Source organism: Mesorhizobium sp. ESP7-2, from assembly GCF_020164715.1.
Classification (GTDB): Bacteria; Pseudomonadota; Alphaproteobacteria; order Rhizobiales; family Rhizobiaceae; genus Mesorhizobium.
The window spans coordinates 49,319-68,450 of the sequence record NZ_JAIUGQ010000013.1; the positions used below are offsets into that span (position 1 = coordinate 49,319).

Consider the following 19,132-nt stretch of genomic DNA (forward strand, 5'->3'; position numbering starts at 1 on the left):
ATGGGGCGGTTCGCGATTCTGGCGAAAAACGCTCCGGACGGGATTGGGTAATGAGCAAGATCGAGACGATCGGCATCATTGGTGCGGGCCAGATGGGCGGCGGCATTGCCCACGTCTCCGCGCTTTCGGGCTACAAGGTACTGATCTACGATATTTCGCCCGACCGTATCGAGAAGGGCATCGCCACCATCAGCGGCAACATGGCCCGTCAGGTGGGGTCCGGCAAGCTCGACGAGAAACTCCGTAACCAGGCCATGGCACGCATCGCGTCGGCACCGGCGATGGCCGATCTTGCCGGCGCCGATCTGGTGATCGAGGCGGCGACCGAGGACGAAACCGTCAAGCGCAAGATCTATGCGCAGCTGTGCCCGCAGCTCAACCCCGAAGCGATCCTGGCGACCAACACCTCGTCGATCTCGATCACGCGGCTAGCCGCGCAGACCGACCGGCCGGAGCGGTTCATCGGCATACATTTCATGAACCCTGTACCGCTGATGAAGCTGGTCGAACTGGTGCGCGGCATCGCCACCGAGGACCAGACCTTCGAGGCGGCGAAGACCTATGTGAAGCAGCTCGACAAGACTATCACGGTCTCGGAGGATTTCCCGGCCTTCATCGTCAACCGCATCCTTCTGCCGATGATCAACGAGGCGATCTACACCCTCTATGAAGGCGTCGGCTCGGTCGATGCCATCGACACCGCCATGCGGCTCGGCGCCAACCATCCGATGGGACCGCTGCAGCTTGCCGATTTCATCGGCCTCGACACCTGCCTGTCGATCATGCAGGTGCTTCATGACGGCCTGTCGGATTCGAAGTACCGTCCCTGCCCGCTGCTGGTCAAATATGTCGAGGCTGGCTGGCTCGGCCGCAAGACCGGACGCGGCTTCTACGACTATCGCGGCGAGCACCCCGTTCCGACGCGCTGACGCGTCCGCTCACGAGGCCGCGGCGAGCGGCCTGGGCGTTTCTGACTTGTCGATCTTGCCGTCCAGCGCCACCGAAACGCATCCGCGGCCGGCCGCCTTGGCCGCATAGCAGGCGGCGTCGGCCCTTGCGATGATCTCGTCGACTTCGCCGCAATTGGCGCAGATGGCCGTCAGCCCGATGCTGGCGCCGATTGCATGCGGCCACCCCTCCCAGGTGAAGCTGAGGCCGGCTATCGCATCGATGATCGAGCGCGCCGCGATCCTCGCGCCAGCGGCCGAACCGGACTTCAGGATAACAACGAATTCGTCGCCACCCAGGCGCGCAACGATGTCTTCAGAACCAAGCACGCCGCGCAACGCCTCCGCGACCCGCTTCAGCAGGGCGTCTCCCGTAGCGTGACCGCCCGTGTCGTTGACCCGCTTGAAATGGTCAAGGTCGATGAACATGAACTGATGGCGGTCTCCAGCCGTCGTGCAGTCCTTGCGCGCCTGATCGACCAATCCCTCCATGGCGCGGATGAAGCTCGAGTGATTGGCAAGCCCGGTCAGCGCACCATGGGCGGCGGCATGGGCAAGCTGGCGCTGCAGGCACCGGCGACATGGGAAACCGGCAAACTGCCGGCATGATTAAGGATCGGTATTCACCGGGCGCGGGTATCCTGCTACCAGCGCACGAAAAACCGCCCCCCGAGCGCGCCAAGCAAAGCGAGAGCCGCGATGGCGATCGTGTACCAGGTGGCAACGAAAAGCGGAGAATCGTCGAAGCAGTGCGCGGCATAGAAGGTCGCCGCCAGCCCGCCGGCAAGCAACCCCGCGACCGCGCCGGCAAGCACCGGCCGCGTCGGCGCGCCATAGCGCAGCATCCACAGGAAGATGGCCAACGGGCCGATGCCGATCAGCGGGATGAAGCTCATGCAGATCATCATGTTAGAGCCGATCATGCGCGTGCCCCACAGCGCCTGCGGCACCGCGAAGAGCTCCAGCACCACCGCCACCGCGACCAGCAGCGGCGCGGCGATCATTGCCGCCATTGCCCGGCCTGTCGCCGCACCCGGCGTCGACAGGGCTCGGATCAGGGCGAAGGCGCTGATGGCGAGCACGATGGTGAAAACAAACTTGGACAGGAAGCGCATCGTGTGCGCGGCCGCCATGAAGTCGGGGCGCGGCCCGATCGTCATCATGAAAACAGCGGCCGCGACGACGACGGCCGCGCCAGCCGCCAGCCACCAGGCGGAGCGCAATGGCATGACTTTGCTGCGGGTATCGGCGTCGAGCGCCTTGATGAGATCATCGGTCTTCATGTCATTCCCGCCCGAACCGCCCCTGTCCGAATCGCTTGGCTATGGCGGTGAGTCCCCGGTGCAGCGACACACGCACCGCCGTCTCGCTGATGCCGAACTTCGCCGCCGTCTCGCCGATCGAGCGGCCCTCAACGGACACGGCCGAAACCACGGAACGCTGTGCCGGCGGCAGCCCGTCGAGCGCCCGGTTGATGTCGCGCTCGCTGACCGTCTCGGTTTCCGGCTCGGCAAAAGTCTCGGCGATGTCGTCGACATCGATTTCAATGCGCCGCCCGCGCCGCCGGAACGCGTCGATCAGCTTGAAACGGGCAATCGCATAGATCCAGGGCAGCACCGGCGCGTCCTGGCGCCAGGTGTGTCGTTTCACATGAATGGCCAGCAAGGTTTCCTGCACGACATCCTCGGGGTCGACCCCGCCCTGCACGATCTTGCGCCTGGCAAAGCCGCGGATCAGCGCGGCAATCCGGTGGAGAAAGTCGGCATAGGCCTTTTCATCTCCCGCGATCGCGGCCCGCATCAGCCGGGAAAGCTCGGCCTCGTCCTTGCCGCTCACAAGAGTTCACTCCCCGATCTTCGCGCCTCGGCACCGATTTGTTACGTGGCCGGCGAAATAATGTCCAAGCCAAACTGCGGGCAAATCACGAAAGTTTGCCGATGGCCCGCGAAATTCCCCGACGGGTTCCCTGGTTCCCGGCCCGAGCGTTGGGAACAGCGCGGGCCAAGCTTTGATTGACGTAAGGTAAACCCTTCTGTAGCGTCAAGGATCGGAGGGAGGCCGAAATGGATTTCATTGAACGCATTTTTGGATTTTCTCCCGACAATGGCTCGGCAACTTTCGAGAGCGGCCTTGTCATTGCGGCCATAGTCTTTGTCGCCGCCATCTACTTCTACAGAAGACAGGGATCACCGAAGAAATAGCCGGGAGAACCGGCGGGGACACGTCCGCCAGGAAATCACTACCGTTGCGTCCTCTCAGCGTGGGAAACACGACATGGCAGGATCTCTGGTCAATCACGTCAGAACCGCGGCACTGCTGTTGTTCGCCGCCGAATTCTGGAAGCGTCTTGCCGTCGGGCTGAAGATGCTGTTTGCGACGATTCGCATGCTGGTGTGCCGGCTGGCCAAGCGCCAGCGGCTGCCGAGCCCGGCGCAGAACGATTGCTGTATCCAGCTGCCGCCCGACATCTACAAGCGCGCCGATCCTCTTCTCTATGCCCAGTACTATCTGATGGCGCAGGGTCTCGCGGTCACCTGGGACAATCCCGACATCGACATTTTCGACGGCGCCGCACCAGTCATCGGTGCGCTCCAGCCCTCTCGCACCTATCGCGTTCGCGTGCGTGTCTGGAACGGATCCTATGATGCGCCCGCCGTCGGCGTTGGCGTGGCGCTGTCCTACCTGTCCTTCGGCACACAGACCGTTTCCCGTCCGATCGCCAACGCCGCCGTCAATCTCGGGGCCAAGGGCACGATCGATTGCCCTGCCTATGCCGAGTTCAGCTGGACCACGCCCGCCAGCGGCGGCCATTATTGCCTTCAGGCACAGCTTTCCTGGGGCGATGACGCCAACCCCGGCAACAACCTTGGCCAGAAGAACGTCAACATTGCCGAGACGCGCTCTCCGGCGAAGTTCGTCTTCAGCGTCCGCAACGAGGCCTCGGTCGTCCGGCGTTTCCAGATCGAGGCGGACTGCTACGGCCTGCCGAAGCTGCAGCCATGTGCCCCGCGCGGCCAAGGTCGAGACGAGCGCACGGACACCCCGCAGCCGCGGCTCGCCGAGAGCAAGGCGCGCTGGGCCAAGGCGCTCGAGGAACAGGCCTATGGCCGGTTTCCCGTTCCGGACGACTGGTCGGTCAGGATCGTTCCAAGAACGCTTTCACTGCAGCCGCGCCAGATAACCGAGATCACCGTCGAGATCGAACCGAGGGACGCAGGCTTCCGCGGCTCAAAGGCCTTCAACGTCCATGTCTTCGCGATCGGCGAAAGAGGATCGCGCACCATGACCGGCGGCGTGACGCTCACCGCCACGAAAGGCTGAGGCGTTCCGATGGCTTACAAGCACTATACGAGCTGCTTTCTCTATCCGGCTGGTGGGAAGCCCTACAACGAGGACGACCGGTTGGCTTTCCTCGCCGGCCAGGCGCTGCAAATTATCGTCATCACCGGGCTGGCAGCCGCCTTCGGCTTGCTGCTGGGGCCGGTCGGCGCGGCACTTGCCGCGGCAATCGCATTCCTGACGTCCGCCACCGCGACGATCGACAAGGCCGCCGGGGAATGGCTCGACCATCGCCTGATCTGCCTCGACAAGGACAACCCGAAATGCGCCGTCGGCATCGTCTCCTACAATCCGTTCCGCAGCGATCTCGGCGCCTTCGACAACGACCAGTATTTCGACGTCATACTGATGCCGCATCCGACGACCGAAATCCTCAACGCCGAAACCAACGAGGCGGCTTTGGCCGCCGCCAATCGCTACAATGCCGACGGCACCGTCGTCGCGGAATTCGCCGCCAGCATCACGGCCCATCCGGCGAACGACATTCTCAACGACGGCTTTCAGGGTCATGAATTACTGTTGCCGCGCGATGACCTGAAGGCGGATCTGGGCTACGCACCCGCCGACGATCATGCCCGCTGGGGCTTGCACTGCGAGGCCGAGAGCGACTTCTGGATCAAGATGCGCCAATGGGCGCCGGCCATCGTCATCCTGTTGACGGCGGCCCTGGTCGTCACGGCGGTCGCGGCGGCCGCCGGCGCCAGTGTCGGAGCGGCTGTCGGCTGCGCCATAGGGTCGTTCTTCCTGGGTGCGCTGGGCTGCGCCATCGGCTCGTTTCTGGGAGGATTGCTCGGAGCGGCCATTGGCGGCGCCATCGGCGGCGCGGCGTCCTACTTCGGTGGGGTCAAGCCGGTCCTGCAAGGGCTGTTCAACTGGAACCCCGGCAACGTCGAGGACGCCAATGTCGGCGACAAGGCGCTCGGCCCCATCAGGGTGGGCGATCATGTCGCCGTCCTCGGCGAACATGTCTATGACGGCTATCACAAGGGCTGGCACGAGTTTCATCCGCTGATGGCGGTGGTCAAATTCGATGCGGCCGCCGGTGTCGACGCAAGACACTATCTTCAGTGGGCCCCGGACTTTCCCGACACGGGCACAGCCCCGCCCAAACCGCCGGGTGAGACCACCGACCTCACCGCGCAGGATATGCGTGACGGGCTTGGCAGCGCCGCGTTCAGGACACGCTGCGAAAATCTGCGCAGAACCTGGTGCGCCATGCTGAACGACGCGTTCGATCCGGACACCAAACGAACACAGCAGGGACTGGACCAGCGCTGGACCATTCATCCGATGGTCGATGGTTGCATCCCACAGGAGAAGCCACCAGCACCGCATGTCGGGTGATGCCATCGGCGTCCGACACGCGAAACCGTGATGACGTCGATTGCCTTTCAATCTTGACTAACCCATTCATGAATTGATACTCGGACGCACCCGCACCGCGGACAACCCGAGGAGTAGCTTATGAAATCCCCCCTTCTTGCCCTGGCCAGCGTAGCGGCGCTTGCAATCAGCCTGGCCGCCGGTCCGGCGACGGCCGAAGATGCCGGCATCATCGTCTATAACGCCCAGCATGAAAGCCTGGCCAAGGATTGGGCCGAAGGGTTCACCAAGGAAACCGGCATCAAGGTCACCTTGCGCAATGGCGGCGACAGCGACTTCTCCAACCAGATAGTCGCCGAAGGCGCCTCCTCGCCCGCCGACGTGTTTCTGACGGAAAATTCGCCGGCCATGGTGCTGGTCGAAAATGCCGGCCTGTTCGCGCCGGTCGACGCCGACACGCTGGCTCAGGTCCCGCGGGACTATCAGGCATCCAGCGGCAAATGGGTGGGCGTGGCCGCTCGCAGCACCGTTTTTGCCTACAACACGACCAAGCTCAATGCCGATCAGTTGCCCAAGTCGATGCTCGATCTCGCCGACCCGAGCTGGAAGGGTCGCTGGGCGGCTTCGCCGTCGGGCGCGGATTTCCAGGCCATCGTCAGCGCGCTGCTGCAGCTCAAGGGCGAGGCCGCCACAGCCGACTGGCTGAAGGCGATGAAGGAGAACTTCACCGCCTACAAGGGCAACAGCACCGTGATGAAGGCGGTCAATGCCGGCGAGATCGAAGGCGGCGTGATCTACCACTATTACTATTTCGGCGATCAGGCCAAGACCGGCGAAAACTCCAGGAACGTCGCGCTGCACTATTTCAAGAACCAGGATCCGGGCGCTTTCGTATCGGTCTCCGGGGGCGGCGTGCTGGCCTCGAGCAAGCATCCCAAGGAAGCGCAGGCCTTCCTGAAATGGGTGACCGGCAAGGGTGGCCAGGACGTGTTGAAGAACGGAACCTCCTTTGAATACGCGGTCGGCAAGGGCGCGCAGTCCAATCCGAAGCTGGTGCCGCTGGTCGATCTGCAGGCGCCGAAAGTCGACGCCACGACGCTGAACTCCAAGAAGGTCACCGACCTGATGACCGCAGCCGGCTTGCTTTAGTCATCGTTCTTCCTAATAAGGACGTCAAACCGTGCTCCTGCGGGAATTCACCTTCCGCGGCAGCGTTTTGTTCCGAGATGCATTCGTCCATGACGACACGCTGCTTATCCGACCGCGACCGTGGTCCCCTGATTGCCGCCGCCGGGCGGCATTGGCGCGGCGTGTGAGCTGATGCAGTCCGCGGTCGATCTCGCACGCTCGGGCTTGCCGCCCAAGATGCGCCGAAGGACGCAGCGGCGGGCGGCGCCCTGGCTTGTCGCCGCCGCCATATCAGTCTCCCTTCTGGCGTTGGTGCCGCTCGCTTTCATCATCTGGATCGCGGTGCAGACCGGCTGGGAGACCGTCTCGGCACTGGTCTTCCGGCCACGTGTCGGCGAACTGCTGGTCAACACCGGCCTGCTGGTGCTGCTGGCCGTGCCGATCGCCATCACCTTGTCGGTGACGCTGGCCTGGCTGACCGAACGCAGCGACCTGCCCGGTGCCCGGTTCTGGTCCTGGCTCTGCGTGGCGCCGCTCGCCATCCCCGCTTTCGTACACTCCTATGCATGGATCACCATGGTGCCGGGGCTGCACGGCCTGTGGGCCGGTGTGCTGGTCTCCGTCATTGCCTATTTCCCCTTCCTCTATCTGCCGGTGTCGGCGGCGCTGCGTCGCCTCGATCCTGCCCTGGAGGATGCCGCGGCGGCACTCGGCCTCGGACCCTGGCGCGTGTTCTGGCGTGTCGTGTTGCCGCAGCTCAGGCTCGCCATCTGCGGCGGCTCGCTGCTGGTCGGCCTGCATCTGCTGGCCGAATATGGCCTCTACGTCTTCATTCGCTTCGACACCTTCACCACCGCGATCGTCGACCAGTTCCAGTCGACCTTCAACGGTCCGGCCGCCAACATGCTGGCCGGCGTGCTGGTGACCTGCTGTTTCGTGCTGCTCGGCCTCGAAGTGCTGGTGCGCGGCGAGGAGCGTTATGCCCGTGTCGGCTCGGGTGCCGCGCGGTATCAGCAGCGGATGAGCCTCGGCCGCGCCACCTTGCCCAGTTTACTGCTACTCGTCGTCACCACGCTGCTGGCGCTTGGCGTGCCGTTCATCACCATCGGCCGCTGGCTCATCGCGGGCGGCGCCGATGTCTGGCGCTTCGACGAAATCGGCCTGGCACTCGGCCAGACGCTGTTCCTGTCGCTCGCCGGGGCGCTGCTTGCCACTGTCGCTGCGATGCCGATGGCCTGGATCTCGATCCGGGCGCCGGGACCGCTGCAGCGCCTTCTGGAGGGATGCAATTACATTGTCGGCTCGCTGCCGGGTGTCGTCATTGCGCTGGCGCTGGTCACCATCACCGTGCGCATCGCGCTGCCGCTCTACCAAACCCTGTTCACCATCCTGGTCGCGTACTCCCTGATGTTCCTGCCGCGTGCCCTGGTCAGCCTGCGCGCGTCGATCGCGCAGGCCCCGGTCGAGCTCGAGCGCGCCGCGGCCAGCCTCGGCCGGCGGCCGCTCAACGCGCTATGGTCGACGACAATCCGCCTGTCGGCGCCCGGTGCCGCGGCCGGCATGGCGCTGGTGGCGCTCGGCATCATGAACGAATTGACCGCCACCCAGATGCTGGCGCCGAACGGCACCCGCACGCTGGCCATGGCGTTCTGGTCCTACAGCGGCGAGATCGACTACGCCTCGGCGGCCCCTTACGCCTTCATCATGGTGGCGATGTCGCTGCCCCTGACCTGGCTGCTCTACGTCCAATCGAAACGGATGGCCGGACGATGAGCTTTCTCGAACTCGGCAATCTGCACAAGCGTTACGGCCCGGTCGCCGCACTTGCCGGCGTCGACCTGAACGTCGCAAGCGGCAGCCGCACCGCGATCGTGGGACCTTCCGGCTGCGGCAAGACGACCTTGCTGCGGCTGATCGCCGGCTTCGAGGCGCCCGATCAGGGCCGCATCGTGCTCGACGGGCAGGTGCTGGCCAATGGCGGCACCGCTGTGCCGGCGTATCGCCGCGGTATCGGCGTGGTGGCGCAGGACGGCGCCCTGTTCCCGCATCTGACCATTTCGGACAACATCGGCTTCGGCATGGCACGGGACGACGACAAGCGCACCGAGCGCATCGTCGAGCTTGCTTACATCGTGGGACTGGACAAGGCGATCCTCAAACGCCGTCCGCACGAGCTCTCCGGCGGCCAGCAGCAGCGCGTGGCGCTGGCCCGCGCCATGGCGATGAAGCCGCGGCTGATGCTGCTCGACGAGCCGTTCTCGGCACTCGACACCGGCCTGCGCGCCTCGATGCGCAAGGCGGTGGCCGAACTTCTCGAGGCTGCCGGCATCACCACTATCCTGGTGACGCACGACCAGGCCGAAGCACTGTCCTTCGCCAGCCAGGTGGCGGTGATGCGCGACGGGAAATTTTCCCAGGTCGGCACGCCGCGCGAGCTTTATCTCAAGCCGAAGGACAGGATGATCGCCGAGTTCCTCGGCGACGCCATCATCCTGCCGGCAAGCATTTCGGGCGGCTTCGCCAGTTCGCCGCTGGGCCGCATCGCCGTCGACGCGCCGGACAGCCGCGATGTCGCCCGCATCATGCTGCGGCCGGAGCAGATCGGGCTCAAACGCACCTCGCGCGAGGGCATGTCGGGCACGCCCGATATGTTGTTCGGCGAGGTGACGGAGTCCGAATTCGCCGGCTCGACATGCACGATCGCGGTGCGGCTCCTGAACAGTCCCGATCCGCCGGACGCCGCCGCGATCGGCGGCACGCCGCTGATCCTGCGCAAATCCGGCATGGACGCGCCGGCGGTCGGCGAGATCGTGCGGCTGACCGTGTCGGGCAAGGCGCACGTCTTCTCTTGAGCTCGACGGCTGAAGGCGCTGGCCCCAGGCGAAGTCGCCAGTTCACGCGGTGATGCGTTCGCCGGTTTCCGCTGAATAGATTGGCCATTGCTCGAGAAAATCGCAACCGTGCACCACCACGCACTCGTTGGCGCTGTCGATGAGGATGACGGCGTAGGACGGCGGCGCCTGTTCGACAATCTCGCTCGACCGCTCGAGGGCAAGCTCGAACCGAGCATGCAGGCCGCGCTGCGCCGAGAACGGAATGCCGGCAACGGTGCCGGCAATGTCGCGATGGACGTGGCCGAAGAAGATGTGGCGAACATTGCCATGGTCCCGCAGCAGGCCGAGCAACCGCGCGGGCTGTCCGAGCGCCAGCGGATCGAGTTGCGGCAGGCCGAGCGCGACCGGCGGATGGTGCAGGAAGACGTAGGCGGGCCTGCCGCTTGATTGTTCCAGCCGGGCTTCGAGCCATGCAAGCCGGCTATCGCACAGTTCGCCCTCGATGCGTCCTTCCGCCAGGCAGTCGAGAAACAACAGCACTTCGTTGCCGGTATCGTGGACCGACTGCACGAAGCCGTTTTCGTCGACCGGAACTTCGGGAAACGCAGCGACGAGACTGGCCCGCCGGTCATGGTTGCCCGGCATCAGCTTGTACGGCATCGATAGCGCGCTCAGCGCAACGCGCAGATCGGCATAGCTCTGCGGCGCACCGGTCTCGGTCAGGTCGCCGGTGAAGACGCAAAGCGCGGCGTCGGCGTGATCCGCATTGATGTGCGCGATGCACCGATCCAGCCGCTCATGCAGGTCCGCCCCATAGCGGCGCTCACCTTGCCGGCCAAGATGCACATCGGTGACCTGGATGATTTTCATGGGCGTCTCTTTGGCTGCGCGCGTATCGGAAATCAAAGCGCCGGTTCGGGCACGGAAGCCTTGAAGACATCGAGACGGGTGCCTGTCTCCGACGAGAAGAAGTGCATGTCGTCCGGCGAGATCTTCAAGCCGACGGTGCTGCCGGGCGCGGGGTGAACGGCCTCCGAGGTCATCACCGAGAACGGCGCGCCGTCGAGGTCGACATAGATGACCCGCCCCGCGCCAAGTTCCTCGACGAGGTCGACAGTGGCATCGAGCGCACCGGCTGTTCCCGGTGCCACTAGCCGCACCGCTTCCGGCCGGATGCCCATCGCCACCTTCGTGCCGACCGGCAGGCCGGCGCGGGCCATGGCCAGGCGGCGGCTGCCGCCGAGCAGCGACAGCCCGTCGAGTTCGACCGCACCTTCAAGGATGTTCATGGCCGGCGCGCCGACGAAAGTGGCGACGAAGCGGCTGGCCGGGCGGGTGTAGATTTCACCTGGCGTGCCGACCTGTTCGACCCGTCCGCCATTCATCACCACCAGCCGGTCGGCCAGCGTCATCGCCTCGACCTGGTCATGGGTGACGAAGACGGAGGTGGCGTTCAGCCGGCGATGCAGCTTGCGGATTTCCGAGCGCATCTGCACGCGCAGCTTGGCGTCGAGATTGGACAGCGGCTCGTCGAACAGGAAGACTTTCGGCTCGCGGATCATCGCGCGGCCCATGGCGACGCGCTGCCTCTGGCCGCCGGAAAGCGCCATCGGCTTGCGATCGAGCAGATGCTCGAGCTCCAGCGTGCGGGCCACCGCCTGGATGCGCTGGTTACGCTCGGCCGAGGGAACTCCGGCAACCTTCAGCGAATAGCCGATGTTCTGGGCCACGCTCATATGCGGATAGAGCGCGTAGTTCTGGAACACCATGGCGCAGCCGCGTTCGCGCGGCTCGAGCTTGTTGACCACCGTGCCGTCGATGGCGACCGTGCCGTCGGAAATCTCCTCCAGCCCGGCTATCATCCTGAGCAGCGTGGACTTGCCGCAGCCGGACGGCCCGAGGATGACGACGAATTCGCCAGAGGCGAAGTCGAGATCGACGCCGTGCACGACCTGCGTCTTGGCATAGTTCTTCTTGACGCCGCGTATTGCGATGGAGGCCATCTTTTGTCTCCTTGTTACTTCTCGGTGGCGATCAGGCCGCGCACGAACCAGCGCTGCATGAGCACCACGACGATCAGCGGCGGCAGCATGACGATAAGCGTTCCGGCCATGGCGATGTTCCATTCCGGAATGCCGCCGACATTGGGGATGAGCTGCTTGAGCTCGGTGACCGCCGTCGCGTGCGACTGGTCGGTGGTGATGAGCAGCGGCCACAGATACTGGTTCCACGCCCACAGGAACATGATTGTGCCGAGTGCCGCCATGTTGTTGCGCGACAAGGGCAGCAGGATATCGATGAAGAAGCGCAGCGCGCCGGCGCCGTCCATGCGCGCCGCCTCGGTCAGCTCGTCCGGCACGGTCAGGAAGAACTGCCGGTAGAGGAAGGTGCCGGTGGCGGTGGCGATCAGGGGCAGGATCAGCCCGGTATAGGAATTGAGCAGCCCGAGGCTGAGCGAAACCTCGACGCCCGAGACCTTCCCGATCAGCCAGCTCAGCCCGGTGAGGTCGAGGATGGTCTGGTAGGGCGACAGCACATTGGCGACGACCGCGTAGGTCGGCACGATGCGCACTTCCAGCGGCAGCATCAGCGTGACGAAGATCAGCCAGAAAATGAAGGTGCGGCCGGGATAGCGGAAATAGACGATCGAGAAGGCGGTCAGCGCCGAGATGATTACTTTGCCGGCCGCGACCCCGGCAGCCATGATGAAACTGTTGAGCAGCTTGGGGCCAAGGTCGGCCGTCGTCCACGCCGTCTTGATGTTTGTCCAGAAATCGTTGCCCGGCAGCAGCGACATCGGCACGTCGTTGACATCCCTGAGGTTGTGCGACGCGGCCACGGCCACAACCACGAACGGCGCGATGCAAAGTACAAAGCCGACAAACAGGATCAGATGGGTGAAGAAGTTGAGAAACGGGGTGCGCTCGACCATATCAGTCTCACCTGTAGTGCACGCGCCGCTCGATGAAGCGGAACTGGAAAATGGTCAGCACGACGATGAGCAGCATCAGGATGATGCTCTGCGCGGCGGCGCCCGAATAATCGAGGCCTTTGAAGCCATCGGAATAGATCTTGTAGACCATCAGATTGGTGGCATTCGCCGGGCCGCCCGCCGTCATGATGTCGACGATGCCGAACGAATCCTGGAAGCTTTCCGTGATGTTGATGACCAGCAGGAAGAAGATCGTCGGCGTGATCAGCGGGAACTGGATGTCCCAGAAACGCCTCATGACCCCGGAGCCGTCCATCGCGGCGGCTTCGATGAGTGAGCGCGGGATGGCCTGGAACGCGGCGAGGAAGAAGATGAAGTTGTAGCCGACATATTTCCACGAGAAGGCGATGATGATCGAAGCCATGGCATCAGTGCCGTCGAGGCCGGGATCCCAGAAGCCGGGCCAGACCTGATTGACCACGGCCATGAAACCGGCTTCCGGCGCCAGGATGAAGCGGAACGCCATCGCCAGGGCCGGTGCAGCGATGCCGTAGGGCCAGATCAGCACCACGCGATAGAGACGCGAGCCGGCAAGCTGGCGATCGGTAAGCGCGGCGAGCACGAGCGCGACGAACATGGCAAGCCCGGTGCTGATACCGGCGAAGACAAGGCTGGCGGTGATCGAGTTCCAGTAATCGGCGTTGGCCAGGATCGAGCGGAAATTGTCGAGCCCGACCCAGATGTTGCCGCCACCCCAGGGCTGCTGCAGCGTCAGCGACCAGTATACGGCCTGGCCGGCCGGCCAGTAGAAGAACGTGAAGATCAGGAGGAGCTGCGGCACCGCGAAAAGGATGCCGATCGTCCAACTGCCGAAAGTGACGCGTTTTTCCATCGGTCCGCCGTTGCCGCAGGGTGGTCAGCTTAAAGCAAGTGGGAGATTAATAACGAAATGGCCGCCCGTCGACCCGAGCATGATCCCGAAAAGTGGAAACCGGTTTTCGGAAAAGATCATGCTCAAAATGGAGTCGACGGGCGGCCCGGGAAATTCCCGCAATCAGGGCAGGGTCTTGCCCGGATAGGTCTGCTGGAAGCGATCGAGGATGGCGTCGCCATTCTTGACCAGCGTGTCGAGGCCTTCCTGCACGCTGACCTTGTTGGCGAAGATCGCCTGCATCTGCGTGCCGAATTCGGCGCGGATCTGGGTGAAGTTGCCCAGGCGTATACCACGGGTGATTTCGGTCGGCTCGGACGCGGTCAGGCTGGCGATGGCGACTTCACGGCCCTTATAGGGCGCCTTGTCGTAGAAGCCGGTGGACTTCATGTAGTCGAAGCCCGACTTGGTCACCGGAATGTAGCCGGTGTTGGTCGACCAGAACAAAGCGGTCTTGGGGTCGTGGATGAAGTTGAGGAACGCGGCCGCGCCCTTGTACTCAGCGTCCGACTTGCCGGAGAGCACCCACAGCGAAGCGCCGCCGACCAGCGAATTCTTGCGCTCGGTACCGGCATAGACCGGCAGTTCGGCGACATCCCAGTTCATGCCTTCCTTCTGCGTCTTGCCGACCGTGCCGTGATCGCCGACCGAGGTCATGATCACCTGGCAGGTGCCCGAGGCGAAGGCCTGGACCATGTCCTGGCCGAGATCCTTGGACTTGATCTTGATCAGGCCGGCGTCATACCACTTCTTGAGGTCGGTGACGTACTGGACGAACTTGGTCTTGTTGACTTCCAGACGCGCGTCGAGGCCGTCATAGCCGTTGTTCTTGGTGGCGATCGGCTGGTTGTGGAGCGCCGAGAACTGCTCCATCAGCTGCCAGCTTTCATTGGCCGAGATGTTGATCGCCATCGGGCATTCATAGCCGGCGTCCTTCATGGCCTGAAGGTCGGCGCCGACGTCTTCCCAGGTCTTGGGCGCCTCGGTCTTGCCGATCTTGGCGAAGGCGTCCTTGTTCCAGTACATCAGCGCGGTCGAGGAATTGAACGGGAAGGACAGCATCTCGCCCTTCGAGGTCGCGTAGTAGCGGGCGATGCCGGGGAAGTAGTCGGCGTAGTCGATCTTGTAGCCGTTTTCTTCCATCAGCTTGTCGGCGGGCTTGTAGGCGCCCGACAGCATCATCGTGGCGGTGCCGACGTCATACACCTGCACGACGGCGGGCTGTTTGCCGGCGCGGAAGGCGGCGATGGTGTTCTGCAGCGTGGCGTCGTAGTTGCCCTGGCTGGTGCAGACGACTTCATAGTCGGACTGCGAAGCGTTGAAGTTCTTGCACAGCGTATCGACGACGCGGGCGAGGTCGCCCGACAGGCCGAACCAGAAGTCGAATTTTACCGGCTCCGCGAAGGCAGGAACCGCGAGCGCGGTGCTGAGCGCGCCTGCGGCAAGGGCAGCGAGGCCCCGCTTGATGATCGTCATGATTTCTTCCCTCTTGAATGACTGTTGACAAGGGTCTTGCGCAAGTCCTTGCCCGCTCTCTTAGAGAAGGTATGTGACAGTTCTGTTGTGGCCTCCCGGGCCTGTGGACAGCTGGTCTTTCCTCCCCCTCGGCGGTTGCGCCGGCATGAAAACGTCACACCGGCGCCTTAGGTAGCTAGGGCGGCTCTCGCGGACGTAAAGACCGTTATGGTTATCCGGCTAAAAGGATGACGAAGTGCTGGTGCAGAGCTGACGCAGGTGACCATCGCCGACAGGCAGGCGATGCGCGAAAGCCCGCGCGACAGCGCCACCCATTTGAGCCGACGTCGTGCTGTTGGACAGGGCGTTCGAGACCTGACAGGCCACGGCAAGCGCACTGCGATGCCCACCGACCGCCATGATGGCAGCCCCGTCCTGCTCGAGCCGAGCGTGCGCTCGGCTCGAGCTCACGACCCGAGTGCCGTCTCGACCAGCCGCTTGGCGTCGGGCCCCGACCATTCGGCCGGACCGTTCATATGGGCGATCAGGCAACCTTCGCCGTCGATCAGCATGGTGACGGGCAGGCCGAGCGCCAGACCGCGCGTCTTGACGTCGTTGAACAGCGTCATCGTCGAATCCCGGTAGTAGCCGAGCGTATGCACACCGGTATCGGCGAGAAACTTCTTCGGCTTCACGTCGTCGCCGGCATCGACGTTGACGGCGACGACCTGAAAGGCGTCGCTGCCTTTCTCCTTTTGCAGCGCATCGAGCGCCGGCATTTCGGCACGGCATGGCGCGCACCATGTCGCCCACAGATTGAGCAGCACCGTCTTGCCGGCCTGGTCGGCGATCGTCATCGGCTTGCCATCCGGACCGTTGAAGGCGAGGCTCCTCATCGACTGCGGCGGATCGGCCGGCAAAAGTGCCGCGACCTCGCCGGTGGCTGCGGCCGCGACCTTCTTGGCGCGATCGCTCTTGGCGGCGCAGGCGACGTCGTCCTTGCTGCCGCTCGCGGCTACTTGGGGCGCGGCGTTTTGGGGCGCGGCGTTGTTGCCAGACCGGCTCTCGCTGACATATACCGCGACCGCGCCGGCCAGCGCTCCCGCCGCCAGGGCGGCGAGGATCAGGCGCGGGGCCGGGAAAAATCTGTTTCCGTCTGCCATTTTGTCAAAACTGCTCCGAAGCACGGGTTATAGCCATGAGCGACAAGAAGACCAGCAACCAGATGTGGGGCGGACGATTTGCCTCGGGTCCGGCCGCGATCATGGAAGCGATCAACGCGTCGATCTCGTTCGACCGCAAACTCTACGCGCAGGACATAAGAGGCTCGATCGCCCATAGCGAGATGCTGGCGCAAACGGGCATTATTTCGGCGTCCGATCAAGAAAAAATCGCTCACGGGCTGAACACGATCCTGAAAGAGATCGAAACCGGCAGCTTCGAGTTTTCGACGAAGCTGGAAGACATCCACATGAATGTCGAGGCCCGCCTGGCCGATCTGATCGGGTCGGCGGCCGGCCGGCTGCACACCGCGCGTTCGCGCAACGACCAGGTGGCGGTCGATCTGAGGCTCTGGGTCAAGGACGAATGCTTCCGTGTCGCCGAGGCGTTGAAAGGCTTGATCGTGGCTCTCCTGGCGCGAGCCGAGGAACATGCGGCGACCGTCATGCCGGGCTTCACCCATATGCAGGCGGCGCAGCCGGTGACTTTCGGCCATCATTGCATGGCCTATGTCGAGATGTTCGCGCGCGACCTGTCGCGCGTGCGCGATGCCATCGAACGGATGGACGAGAGCCCGCTCGGCGCCGCCGCCCTTGCCGGCACCAGCTTCCCGATCGACCGCCATCAGACCGCCAGGGCGCTCGGCTTCCGCGAGCCGATGCGCAATTCGCTGGACAGCGTCTCCGACCGCGATTTCGCGCTGGAGTTCCTCGCCATGGCCGCGATCTGCGCCACACATCTGTCGCGGCTGGCGGAGGAGATCATCATCTGGTCGACGCCGCAATTCGGCTTCATCAGGCTATCGGACAGCTTTTCCACCGGCTCTTCGATCATGCCGCAGAAGAAGAACCCCGACGCTGCCGAACTGGTGCGTGGCAAGACCGGCCGCGTCAACGGCCATCTGATCGGCCTGCTGACGGTGATGAAGGGCATGCCTTTGACCTATGGCAAGGACATGCAGGAAGACAAGGAATCGGTGTTCGACGCCGCCGAGACGCTCGACCTGATGCTGGCGGCGATGACCGGCATGGTCGCGGACATGACGGTCAATGCGGCCGCGATGAAGAAGGCCGCCGGCTCTGGCCACGCCACCGCCACCGACCTCGCCGACTGGCTAGTGCGTAGCTTGGGTCTGCCGTTCCGCGAGGCGCATCATGTCACCGGCCGCACGGTGGCGCTGGCCGAAGACAAGAAGGTCAGCCTGGAGAAGCTTTCGCTGGAGGATCTGCAATCGATCAACCCCGGCATCACACCGGACCTATTCTCGGTGCTGGCGGTGCAAAACTCGGTCAAGAGCCGCACCAGCTTCGGCGGCACCGCACCGTCGGAAGTGAGGAAGCAGATCCGCGCCTGGAAAAAGCGTATCGCCAAGGCGTGATCCCCGATTTTGCGATCAGCAATATGCGGGGTGCAATGCGCTGAGAACTCGGCTAAAAGCGGCGGCTGGCAAACGTTTCGGACGGATGGATCGATGACCGGAAGCAGGATTTTGGTAACGCTGACGCTGCTTGCGGCGCTTGCCTCCGTGACCGCCTGCGGTCGCAAGGCCGGTCTCGACACGCCCTACGAGGCGGCCGTCCAGGCACGCAAGGATGCCGAAAAAGCCCACCAGCCCGTGCCGCCGGAACCGGAAAAACCGGTCGTGGACAAGAAGTTCATCCTCGACCCGCTGATCTAGCTCCGATGAAGGCGGGATTGGTCCTTCCAAACCCGATCGCATCGTGCCCCAACTTCCGGAACCACTCTCGTGAACCATTTCGACTACCGCGACGGCGTGCTGCATGCCGAGGACGTGGCAATCCCTGATATCGCCGCGCAGGTCGGCACGCCGTTCTACTGTTATTCGACGGCGACCCTGACCAGGCACTACCGTGTCTTTATCAAGGCCTTTGCCGGGCTCGACACGCTGGTCTGCTACGCCATGAAGGCCAATTCCAACCAGGCGGTGCTGCGTACCCTGGCCAGGCTCGGCGCCGGAGCCGACGTGGTCTCGGAAGGCGAATTGCGCCGGGCGCTGGCCGCCGGCGTCCCGCCGAGCAAGATCCTGTTCTCCGGTGTCGGCAAGACCGCGCGTGAAATGGACTTTGCGCTCGAGGCCGGCATCCTTTGTTTCAACGTCGAATCCGAGCCGGAACTCGAACTTCTGTCGGCCCGCGCCTCGGCGCTCGGCAAGGTGGCGCCGGTCTCGCTGCGCATCAATCCCGATGTCGACGCCAGGACCCACAAGAAGATCTCAACCGGCAAGGCCGAGAACAAGTTCGGCATTCCGTGGCAGCGGGCGCGCCAGGTTTATGCCCGCGCGGCAACGCTTCCGGGCATCAGGATCACCGGCATCGATACCCATATCGGCAGCCAGATCACCGATCTGCAGCCCTTCGACGACGCCTTCGCCCTGCTTGTCGACCTGGTCGGGGCGCTGCGCGCCGACGGCCACGCCATCGAGCATATCGACCTCGGCGGCGGCCTCGGCATTCCCTACCGCGTCGACAACAACCCGCCGCCGCTCCCCGACGCCTATGCCCAGATCGTCCGCAAGCACGTCACCAAGTTGGGCCTGAAGGTGATGTTCGAGCCGGGCCGACTGATCGTCGGCAATGCCGGCATCCTGGTCTCGGAAGTGATTTTCGTGAAGGAAGGCGACGCCAAGAATTTCCTCGTCGTCGACGCCGCTATGAACGACCTGATCCGGCCGACGCTCTACGACGCCTTCCACGAAATCAGGCCGGTCGTGCAGCCGCCGGCCGATACGCCGCGCATGATGGTCGATGTGGTCGGCCAGGTCTGCGAGACCGGTGACTATCTCGGCCTCGACCGCGACCTGCCCAGGCTGAAGGCGGGCGATCTCGTCGCCGTTTCCACCGCCGGCGCCTATGGCGCGGTCCAGGCCGGCACCTACAACACCCGCCTGCTGGTGCCGGAGGTGCTGGTCGACGGCGACCGTTTCCACGTCGTGCGTCCGCGCCTGACCTATGACGAGCTGATCGGGCTGGATTCGGTGCCGGACTGGCTTGCATAGACCGGA

20 protein-coding genes are annotated in these 19,132 nt (G+C 64.0%); 11 read left to right on the top strand and 9 right to left on the bottom strand.

The window, feature by feature from the left end; translation table 11 throughout:
- Positions 1–50: 50 nt before the first annotated feature.
- Complete coding sequence (locus LB543_RS14995; protein ID WP_013892834.1) at positions 51–929, top strand: 3-hydroxybutyryl-CoA dehydrogenase; 879 nt, start codon at positions 51–53, stop codon at positions 927–929.
- A 9-nt stretch (positions 930–938) separates the two neighbouring features.
- On the opposite strand, the gene LB543_RS15000 is transcribed toward LB543_RS14995, so the two are convergent.
- Positions 939–1,448: a GGDEF domain-containing protein gene (locus tag LB543_RS15000; RefSeq protein ID WP_224614654.1), complete on the bottom strand. Its 510-nt coding sequence runs from the start codon at positions 1,446–1,448 to the stop codon at positions 939–941.
- On the opposite strand from LB543_RS15000, the gene LB543_RS34065 reads away from it, so the two are divergent.
- Positions 1,356–1,556, top strand: a complete 201-nt coding sequence (locus tag LB543_RS34065) for a hypothetical protein (RefSeq protein WP_224614601.1) — start codon at positions 1,356–1,358, stop codon at positions 1,554–1,556. The two genes, LB543_RS15000 and LB543_RS34065, sit on opposite strands and share 93 nt — an antisense overlap.
- Before the next feature lie 35 nt (positions 1,557–1,591).
- Here the strand turns inward: LB543_RS34065 and LB543_RS15010 are convergent, their stop codons facing one another.
- Positions 1,592–2,230 (bottom strand): NrsF family protein, encoded by a 639-nt coding sequence (locus tag LB543_RS15010; protein ID WP_140754258.1) that lies wholly within the window; start codon positions 2,228–2,230, stop codon positions 1,592–1,594.
- 1 nt (position 2,231) lies between these two features.
- Positions 2,232–2,783 carry a sigma-70 family RNA polymerase sigma factor gene (locus tag LB543_RS15015; RefSeq protein ID WP_140754260.1) on the bottom strand — a complete coding sequence of 184 codons (552 nt, stop codon included), beginning with the start codon at positions 2,781–2,783 and terminating at the stop codon, positions 2,232–2,234.
- A 227-nt stretch (positions 2,784–3,010) separates the two neighbouring features.
- On the opposite strand from LB543_RS15015, the gene LB543_RS15020 reads away from it, so the two are divergent.
- The 6 genes from LB543_RS15020 (at position 3,011) to LB543_RS15045 (ending at position 9,589) form a co-directional block, all read left to right on the top strand.
- Positions 3,011–3,148: a hypothetical protein gene (locus LB543_RS15020; RefSeq protein ID WP_224614602.1), complete on the top strand. Its 138-nt coding sequence runs from the start codon at positions 3,011–3,013 to the stop codon at positions 3,146–3,148.
- 73 nt (positions 3,149–3,221) lie between these two features.
- Positions 3,222–4,268, top strand: coding sequence for a hypothetical protein (locus LB543_RS15025; protein ID WP_224614603.1), 1,047 nt, complete (start codon positions 3,222–3,224; stop codon positions 4,266–4,268).
- A gap of 9 nt (positions 4,269–4,277) precedes the next feature.
- On the top strand, positions 4,278–5,630 hold the full coding sequence (locus LB543_RS15030; protein ID WP_224614604.1) for a hypothetical protein: 1,353 nt from the start codon (positions 4,278–4,280) through the stop codon (positions 5,628–5,630).
- A gap of 120 nt (positions 5,631–5,750) precedes the next feature.
- On the top strand, positions 5,751–6,758 hold the full coding sequence (locus tag LB543_RS15035; protein ID WP_224614605.1) for an iron ABC transporter substrate-binding protein: 1,008 nt from the start codon (positions 5,751–5,753) through the stop codon (positions 6,756–6,758).
- Positions 6,759–6,929: 171 nt separating this feature from the next.
- The gene (locus LB543_RS15040) at positions 6,930–8,510 is read left to right on the top strand and encodes an ABC transporter permease (RefSeq protein WP_411908761.1); all 1,581 of its coding nucleotides are present in this window, start codon (positions 6,930–6,932) and stop codon (positions 8,508–8,510) included.
- A complete protein-coding gene (locus tag LB543_RS15045; protein ID WP_224595080.1) occupies positions 8,507–9,589 on the top strand; it encodes an ABC transporter ATP-binding protein in 1,083 nt (360 codons plus the stop codon). Before LB543_RS15040 ends, LB543_RS15045 begins: the two co-directional genes overlap by 4 nt.
- Positions 9,590–9,631: 42 nt before the next feature.
- Here the strand turns inward: LB543_RS15045 and LB543_RS15050 are convergent, their stop codons facing one another.
- The 6 genes from LB543_RS15050 to tlpA all read right to left on the bottom strand — a co-directional run bounded on the left by LB543_RS15050 (position 9,632) and on the right by tlpA (position 16,052).
- Positions 9,632–10,441, bottom strand: coding sequence for a phosphodiesterase (locus tag LB543_RS15050; protein ID WP_224614606.1), 810 nt, complete (start codon positions 10,439–10,441; stop codon positions 9,632–9,634).
- Positions 10,442–10,473: 32 nt separating this feature from the next.
- Positions 10,474–11,574 (bottom strand): sn-glycerol-3-phosphate import ATP-binding protein UgpC, encoded by a 1,101-nt coding sequence (locus LB543_RS15055; RefSeq protein ID WP_224614607.1) that lies wholly within the window; start codon positions 11,572–11,574, stop codon positions 10,474–10,476.
- 14 nt (positions 11,575–11,588) lie between these two features.
- Positions 11,589–12,503, bottom strand: a complete 915-nt coding sequence (locus LB543_RS15060) for an ABC transporter permease subunit (protein ID WP_140754277.1) — start codon at positions 12,501–12,503, stop codon at positions 11,589–11,591.
- Positions 12,504–12,510: 7 nt separating this feature from the next.
- Positions 12,511–13,395, bottom strand: coding sequence for a carbohydrate ABC transporter permease (locus tag LB543_RS15065; RefSeq protein ID WP_140754279.1), 885 nt, complete (start codon positions 13,393–13,395; stop codon positions 12,511–12,513).
- A gap of 162 nt (positions 13,396–13,557) precedes the next feature.
- On the bottom strand, positions 13,558–14,910 hold the full coding sequence (locus tag LB543_RS15070; RefSeq protein ID WP_224614608.1) for an extracellular solute-binding protein: 1,353 nt from the start codon (positions 14,908–14,910) through the stop codon (positions 13,558–13,560).
- Positions 14,911–15,356: 446 nt separating this feature from the next.
- A complete protein-coding gene (gene tlpA / locus LB543_RS15075; protein WP_224614609.1) occupies positions 15,357–16,052 on the bottom strand; it encodes a thiol:disulfide interchange protein TlpA in 696 nt (231 codons plus the stop codon).
- 35 nt (positions 16,053–16,087) lie between these two features.
- Between tlpA and argH the strand changes: the two genes are divergently transcribed.
- The 3 genes from argH to lysA all read left to right on the top strand — a co-directional run bounded on the left by argH (position 16,088) and on the right by lysA (position 19,126).
- Positions 16,088–17,488 (top strand): argininosuccinate lyase, encoded by a 1,401-nt coding sequence (argH, locus tag LB543_RS15080; RefSeq protein ID WP_224614610.1) that lies wholly within the window; start codon positions 16,088–16,090, stop codon positions 17,486–17,488.
- A 93-nt stretch (positions 17,489–17,581) separates the two neighbouring features.
- Entirely contained in the window at positions 17,582–17,788 is a 207-nt protein-coding gene (locus tag LB543_RS15085) for a lipoprotein (RefSeq protein ID WP_015315543.1), read from the top strand.
- Between the two features lie 69 nt (positions 17,789–17,857).
- Complete coding sequence (gene lysA / locus LB543_RS15090; RefSeq protein WP_224614611.1) at positions 17,858–19,126, top strand: diaminopimelate decarboxylase; 1,269 nt, start codon at positions 17,858–17,860, stop codon at positions 19,124–19,126.
- Positions 19,127–19,132 lie beyond the last annotated feature (6 nt).